8 protein-coding genes are annotated in these 5,673 nt (G+C 74.6%); 5 read left to right on the top strand and 3 right to left on the bottom strand.

All coding sequences use genetic code 11. From position 1 onward, the window contains the following. Positions 1-59: 59 nt before the first annotated feature. Positions 60-1,502 carry an amidase gene (locus ACI79I_RS24245; protein ID WP_456995111.1) on the bottom strand — a complete coding sequence of 481 codons (1,443 nt, stop codon included), beginning with the start codon at positions 1,500-1,502 and terminating at the stop codon, positions 60-62. A gap of 3 nt (positions 1,503-1,505) precedes the next feature. Then, entirely contained in the window at positions 1,506-1,706 is a 201-nt protein-coding gene (locus ACI79I_RS24240; protein ID WP_456995109.1) for a hypothetical protein, read from the bottom strand. A gap of 128 nt (positions 1,707-1,834) precedes the next feature. On the opposite strand from ACI79I_RS24240, the gene ACI79I_RS24235 reads away from it, so the two are divergent. The 5 genes from ACI79I_RS24235 to ACI79I_RS24215 all read left to right on the top strand — a co-directional run bounded on the left by ACI79I_RS24235 (position 1,835) and on the right by ACI79I_RS24215 (position 5,049). Continuing rightward, positions 1,835-2,002, top strand: coding sequence for a hypothetical protein (locus ACI79I_RS24235; protein WP_456995113.1), 168 nt, complete (start codon positions 1,835-1,837; stop codon positions 2,000-2,002). A gap of 37 nt (positions 2,003-2,039) precedes the next feature. Further along, positions 2,040-2,429 carry a LapA family protein gene (locus ACI79I_RS24230; RefSeq protein WP_456995107.1) on the top strand — a complete coding sequence of 130 codons (390 nt, stop codon included), beginning with the start codon at positions 2,040-2,042 and terminating at the stop codon, positions 2,427-2,429. Positions 2,430-2,614: 185 nt separating this feature from the next. Continuing rightward, the gene (locus tag ACI79I_RS24225) at positions 2,615-4,453 is read left to right on the top strand and encodes an acyl-CoA dehydrogenase (RefSeq protein ID WP_456995105.1); all 1,839 of its coding nucleotides are present in this window, start codon (positions 2,615-2,617) and stop codon (positions 4,451-4,453) included. Positions 4,454-4,606: 153 nt separating this feature from the next. Continuing rightward, the gene (locus tag ACI79I_RS24220; protein ID WP_456947348.1) at positions 4,607-4,858 is read left to right on the top strand and encodes a hypothetical protein; all 252 of its coding nucleotides are present in this window, start codon (positions 4,607-4,609) and stop codon (positions 4,856-4,858) included. Then, positions 4,858-5,049: a hypothetical protein gene (locus ACI79I_RS24215; RefSeq protein WP_456995103.1), complete on the top strand. Its 192-nt coding sequence runs from the start codon at positions 4,858-4,860 to the stop codon at positions 5,047-5,049. The genes ACI79I_RS24220 and ACI79I_RS24215 overlap by 1 nt, the downstream gene beginning before the upstream one ends. Before the next feature lie 290 nt (positions 5,050-5,339). On the opposite strand, the gene ACI79I_RS24210 is transcribed toward ACI79I_RS24215, so the two are convergent. Beyond that, positions 5,340-5,564 (bottom strand): hypothetical protein, encoded by a 225-nt coding sequence (locus ACI79I_RS24210; protein ID WP_456995101.1) that lies wholly within the window; start codon positions 5,562-5,564, stop codon positions 5,340-5,342. Between the last annotated feature and the right edge of the window lie 109 nt (positions 5,565-5,673).

The raw sequence follows: 5,673 nt of genomic DNA, 5'->3' as shown, positions 1-5,673 counted from the left end.
GGGGTGCGGGGCGCTGGGGGCCCCCCCCGCCCCCCCCCGCGACGAGGGCCGGAGGGGGCTCAGCGCGGGTCGGGGACGGCACCTGGCCGCGGTGTCGGCCGGTAGGCCGACGATGTCATCGCGATGCGACCGACGACGTCGGTGGCGGCCTCGTAGGCGGCGCCGGCGTCGAGCAGCGTGGCCTCGTCGAACGGCCGGCCGATCAGCTGCATGCCCAGTGGCAGGCCGGCCGGGTCGAAGCCGGTGGGCACCGCGAGGGCCGGCAGGCCGGTCAGGTTCGCCGGCGCGGTGAGCCGCACCATCGCCAGGTCCACCGCCTCGGTCGTGCCGTCGGGCCAGGTCACGTCCATCTGGTCGACCACGGGCGCGGGGAACGGCTGCACCGGGGCGACGACGACGTCGACGTCGGCGAACAGCTGCGCCCAGGCGCGCTTCATGAGCGTGCGCACCCGCAGGGCCTTGATGTAGTCGGTCGCCAGGATGAGCTCGCCGGCCTCCAGCTGCAGGCGCGTCTCGGGGCGGTACAGGTCGGCGCCGGCCCGCAGGGACTCCTGGTGGTAGGCCGCCGCCTCGGGCATGACGATCGCCCACTCCGCGCCGAGGACCTGGTCGGGGTAGGGGATGGTCACCTCGCGGAGCTCCGCCCCCAGGCCCTCCAGCACGCCCACCGCCGTCCGCACCGACGCCTCGACGTCCTCGGTGACGTGGTCGAAGAAGTAGTTCGTGGGGACGCCGACCCGCAGCCCGCGCACGTCGCCGGTGGTGCCGGCCGCGTAACCCGGGACCGGCACGTCGACCGAGGCCGGGTCCAGCGGGTCGTGGCCGGCGATGGCGTCGAGCACGTGGGCGCAGTCGCGCACGGTGCGGGTCAGCGGGCCGACGTGGTCCAGGGACCACGACAGGGAGGCGACCCCGCGCCGCGACGTCCGCCCGTAGGTGGGCTTGAGCCCCACGGTGCCGCAGAGGTTGGCCGGGATGCGGATGGACCCGACGGTGTCGGTGCCCAGGCCGACCAGGCAGGAGCCCGCGGCGACGGCGGCACCCGAGCCGCCGCTGGAGCCGCCGGGGATGCGGGTGGGATCCCACGGGTTCCGCGTCGTGTGCGTGCGTCCCCCGTAGGCGAACTCGTGGGTGTGGGTCTTGCCCACCATGACCATCCCGGCGGCGAGCAACCGCTCGACGGCGACCGCGTCGGTGTCGGGGACGTGCTCCGCGCGCACCCGGGAGCTGGACGTCGTCGGCACGCCGGCGGTGTCGTACAGGTCCTTCACGCCCAGGGGGATGCCGTGCAGTGGCCCGCGGTGGTGCCCCCCGGCGATCTCCTCCTCGGCCGCGCGCGCCTGCTCACGGGCGAGGTCGACGCAGACGTGGGCGAACGCGGTGATCGCCGGCTCGGTGGCCTCGATGCGGGCCAGCACGGAGTCGGTGAGCTCGACCGGGGAGAGCCGGCCGGCCGCGATCTCCCCGGCCGCGGTGGTCAGGTCCAGCTCGAAGGGCTCCACGGGTCAGGCCTCCCATCGGGCGTCGAAGGCGGTCGCCGGCGGGGTGTCCCCGAGCGGGACGTCGTCGAGCCGGTCGATGAGGGCGTACATCTGCGCGAGGAAGGCGCCGACCTCCTCGTGCCGCTCGGCGGCGAGCTCCAGTCGGGCGGCGCGGGCCGCGTGCGCGGTCGCCTCGGCGGAGAACGAGCGGGGGGTGGGCGTCACGGGCAGCTCCTGGGGTCGGGCGGGTGCGGTGCGCCGCAGTCTGGGCACGCCGTCCCCCGGGAGGCAACCAGGACCCCGGCAGGCGGAGCCCGGTCGCGGCCGGAGCGCCGCCGTCGCAGACTCGGGGCGTGACCATGCCGATGCCCGACGACGAGCGCGACGTCCAGCCCCTGGGCGGCGAGGTGGCCCCGCCGGCCGACCCGGAGTCGCAGGGCGGCCGCGACGAGGGCCCGGCCAGCGGCCTCGCCGGCCCGAGCTACCCGTCCGCCGAGAGCGAGCCCGACGCGCACCGCTGACGGTGCGCGAACCGGCCGTGACCAGCACACTCGACACGTGACCGCTCCCGGCTCCGACCCCAGCCACCCGCCCCTGGGCAGCACCGGCCCGACGACCCCCGGCGGCTCACTGGGCGGCTCACCCGGCCCGGCGGCCGGGCCCGCTGCGACCTCCGGCCAGGCGCCCGCTGCGACCGGCCGGACGACGTCGGCGGCACGCACCGCGGGCCGGACGATCAGCCGCACCCTCGCGCTCGCGCTGCTGGTCTTCGTGACCGTCATCCTCGTGCTGTTCGTCGTCTTCAACACCCAGACCGTCGAGATCAGCCTGGTGTTCGGCAACGTCGTGGCCCCGCTCGTGGTGGCCCTGCTCATCGCCGCCGCGCTCGGCGGACTGCTGGTCTGGCTGGCCGGCCTGGTGACCCGCGCCCGCCGCCGCAACCGCTGACCCCGCACCGCTGCCGCCCTGCCGACGGGCCCGGGACCGCGCTGGTCCCGGGCCCGTCGGCGTTCCCGGCCCTCCCCCCCGAGGGATGGTCCGGCGCGGGATCTTGCTCCGGTTACCGGCCGGTAATACCGTTTGTTACCCCCGAGTACGAACACGCCGGCACGGGAGCACGGGAGCCATCCGTCATGAGCCACTACACCGCTGACCTGCGGGACCTCGAGTTCAACCTCTTCGAGTTCCTGGACACCCGGGACCGCTTCGGCACCGGCCCGTTCGAGCAGATGGACGCCGAGACCGCGCGCGGCGTGCTCGCCGAGATCCGCCGGCTCGCGGAGGGCCCGCTGGCCGCCTCCTTCGAGGACGCCGACCGCAACCCGCCGGTGTTCGACCCCGCCACGCACTCGGTGACGCTGCCCGAGAGCTTCCGGCGGTCCTTCCGGGCGCTGCAGGACGGCGAGTGGTTCCGCCTGGACCTGCCCGACGAGCTCGGCGGCTTCGGCGCTCCCGTGGCGCTGCGGTGGGCGGCCTACGAGATGATCCTGGGCGCCAACCCCGCCGTCTTCATGTACGGCTCGGGCCCGACGTTCGGCGCGACGCTGTACGAGCTCGGCACACCCGACCAGAAGCGTCTGGCCGAGCTGGTGGTCGAGAAGCGCTGGGGCGCCACCATGGTGCTCACCGAGCCCGACGCCGGCTCCGACGTGGGCGCCGGCCGGACCAGGGCCGTCCCGCAGCCCGACGGCTCCTGGCACATCAGTGGCGTGAAGCGGTTCATCACCTCGGCCGAGCACGACCTGGCCGACAACATCGTCCACCTGGTGCTGGCCCGGCCCGAGGGCGCGGGGCCGGGCACCAAGGGCCTGTCGCTGTTCGTCGTCCCCAAGTTCCACGTCGACCTCGAGACCGGCGAGCTCGGCGAGCGCAACGGCGTGTACGTCACCAACGTCGAGAAGAAGATGGGCCTGAAGGTCTCCACGACCTGCGAGGTGACCTTCGGCGACGGCCCGGTGCCGGCGCGGGGCTGGCTGGTCGGCGACGTGCACGACGGCATCGCGCAGATGTTCCGGATCATCGAGTACGCGCGGATGTTCGTCGGCACCAAGGCGATCGCCACCCTGTCGGCGGGCTACCAGGTCGCGCTGGACTACGCGAAGAGCCGCGTGCAGGGCGCCGACCTGACCGCCACCAGCAAGGACGCGCCCCGGGTGACCATCACCCACCACCCGGACGTGCGCCGCTCGCTGATGCTGCAGAAGGCCTACGTCGAGGGCATGCGCGCGCTGTACCTGTACACCGCGAGCTGCCGCGACCGGGCGCTGCAGGCCGAGGCCGACGGCGACGCCGAGGCCGCCCGGCTGGCCGCCCGCGTCAACGACCTGCTGCTGCCGATCGTGAAGGGCTTCGGCTCCGAGCGCGCCACCCAGCTGCTCACCAGCGAGTCGCTGCAGACCCTCGGCGGCTCGGGTTACCTGCAGGACCACCCGATCGAGCAGTACATCCGCGACTCCAAGATCGACACGCTCTACGAGGGCACCACGGCGATCCAGGGCCAGGACTTCTTCTTCCGCAAGGTCGTGAAGGACGGCGGGGTCGCGCTGACCTGGCTGGCCACGCAGATCCAGGCCACGGTCGAGGCCGAGGCCGGCAACGGCCGGCTCAAGGAGGAGCGGGCCCTGCTGGCCACCGCCCTGGGCGAGGTGCAGGCCATGCTGACGGCGGTGTTCGGGCACCTCACCGCCGCCCAGCAGGACCCGGCGAACCTGTACAAGGTCGGCCAGAACACCTCCCGGCTGCTCCTGGCAGTCGGCGACCTGGTCACCGGGTGGCTGCTGGTGCGCCAGTCCGAGGTCGCGCTCGCCGCGCTGGCCGGCGAGGTCGGCGAGCGGGACCGGCACTTCTACGAGGGCAAGCTCGCCGCCACCCGCTTCTTCTGCACCCAGGTGCTGCCGCGGCTGGCCTCGGAGCGGGTCGTCGTCGAGCACACCGACAACGCGCTGATGGAGGTCGACGAGGCGGCCTTCTGAGGGAGGGCCACGCTCCTCCCCACGCCTCGCAGGCTCGCCGCGGGCCCGGGGAGGGTGGCCGTTCCGGTCCCTCACCACCGACGGCCGTCGGCGGTTTCAGGGTCGGGCCACCGGGCATGGGCCGGGGGACGACGAGGTCCCCAGGAGGCTCCCGTGACCGATCCGCAGGGAAGCGACCGGATCCAGCAGGACATCCCCACCGCGTCGGGCACCGGTGACAACAGCGACACCGGGTCCTCGTTCGAGGACGTGCCGCTGACCCGCGACGACGCGCTCGAGCGGGACGCCGCGGCAGGCGACGACCTGCCGGCCCGCGCGGACAGCGACGTCGCCCGCGCCCGGACCGACGGGCCGTCCGGCGAGGTCCCGAACCCGACCCAGCGAGCAGGAGGCAGGGACATCTGATGAGCGAGACCGAGCACACCGGCTACCGCGAGTCCCCCGACACCACGAACGGTCCCACGAACTCGAACATGGTCGACGGCGTCCCCGGCGAGGACCGCGCGGACGGCGGCGAGCAGGACACCACCCTCACCACCGACGACGACGCCCAGCGCGACGACGGCATCGTGCGCCCGGGCAACGTCCCCGACTGACGCCAGGAACGCCAGGGGCCGCCTGCGGGGTCCCGCCGCGAGCCTGCGAGCGGTGGGGCAGGGGGTCCTCTTCTCGGACGCGGGATGGCCGGCGCCTCCCGGTGATCACCGTCTCGTCCTGGTCAGGTCTCCCCGGGGTGGCCCGCCAGCGATGTCCCGGAACAGACGGCTGATCACGCCCTGCGACCAGCAGTACGCCTCGATGCGGCTCGTCGAGAGCGAGCACAAGGCTCGGGAGGCCCAGTGCGCGCTGATGACCCGGCGCACCACGCCGTTGGCACGGACGTGGCTCAGCCTGAGCGTGCCGTCGTCGCCGTGGCCCGCCGCCTGGACCGGCCCGCCGCGTAGACCAGGGTGAGGTCCCGCGGCGAGCCGGTGGCCTCGAACCGCCGTTCCAGCGCGAGCGGCGGCTCTTCGGCGAACCCGACGCCGACGGACCCGCCGGTGGCGACGATGTCGCCGTCGAGGACGGAGCACGCCGCGGCGCCAGCCGAGATGACCTCGTCGCGCTGCACCGGACGGCGGGGCTCAGCGCCGGGGGGGGGGGGGGGGGGGGGGCGGGGGGGGGGGGTGGGGGGGGGGGGGGGGGGGGGGGGGGTGCGGGCGGTGGAGGTGGGCGCTCGC

The organism is Geodermatophilus sp. SYSU D01105 (assembly GCF_054050095.1).
The sequence above is the reverse complement of the archived record's forward strand: the minus strand, read 5'-3'. Positions and strand labels throughout refer to the sequence as shown.

Excerpts from the sequence above, each read along its gene's own strand:
- ACI79I_RS24225 (WP_456995105.1), top strand. The coding sequence starts at position 2,615 with ATGAGCCACTACACCGCTGACCTGCGGGACCTCGAGTTCAACCTCTTC.
- ACI79I_RS24215 (WP_456995103.1), top strand. The coding sequence starts at position 4,858 with ATGAGCGAGACCGAGCACACCGGCTACCGCGAGTCCCCCGACACCACG.